The sequence below is a fragment of the Oleiphilus sp. HI0043 genome (assembly GCF_001634935.1).
The window spans coordinates 1-711 of record NZ_LWEY01001319.1 but is presented as its reverse complement, the minus strand read 5'-3'; the positions used below and the strand labels follow the sequence as shown (position 1 = coordinate 711).

Genomic DNA, 711 nt, shown 5'->3' with positions numbered 1-711 from the left:
ATCTATCAGCTGCCCAAAGAAATGTCGTACATCATTGAGCCACCATTACCATTAGCGATCAAAAATAAATCAATTTCCGAGCAAGCCACAAAACATAAGCAATAGACCGCACCCTCATGTATCCGTGACAAAAAGTGCAACTCAGGTCACATTTGTAGTATCATTGCCGCCCATTTTTTAAGCAGCAGAGAAAGAGATTACGAATGCAACTTTCATCTTTAACCGCAGTTTCACCTATCGATGGCCGTTACGGCTCAAAAGTCACTGACCTTAGGGATATCTTCAGCGAGTTTGGACTTATTAAATTCCGCGTAGAGGTTGAAATTCGTTGGTTGCAAACCTTGGCAGCCCACCCTCAAATTGAAGAATTAAAAGCCTTCTCTGCTGACGCCAACAAGTTCCTAGACGATATCGTAAGTAACTTCTCTGTAGAAGACGCAGAGCGCGTTAAAGAAATTGAACGCACTACAAATCACGACGTAAAAGCAGTTGAATATCTCCTAAAAGAAAAGTTCTCTGCAGCAAAAGGCGACTTCCCTGAATTAGAAGCCGATTCCGAGTTCGTTCACTTTGCTTGTACTTCGGAAGACATCAACAACCTATCTCACGGTTTAATGCTTACTAATGGCATGCAGAAGAGTGTTTTACCGTCAATGAAAGAAGTTGTAAACAAAATGGAAGAACTGGCACTTGAGCACGCTGAAATCCCGA

Annotated in this window: 1 protein-coding gene; it reads left to right on the top strand. The window is 42.2% G+C overall.

Going from position 1 to position 711, the window contains the following annotated elements:
- Positions 1–203 precede the first annotated feature (203 nt).
- A partial coding sequence (locus A3729_RS17605; RefSeq protein ID WP_255376399.1) for a lyase family protein occupies positions 204–711 on the top strand: 508 nt, incomplete at its 3' end.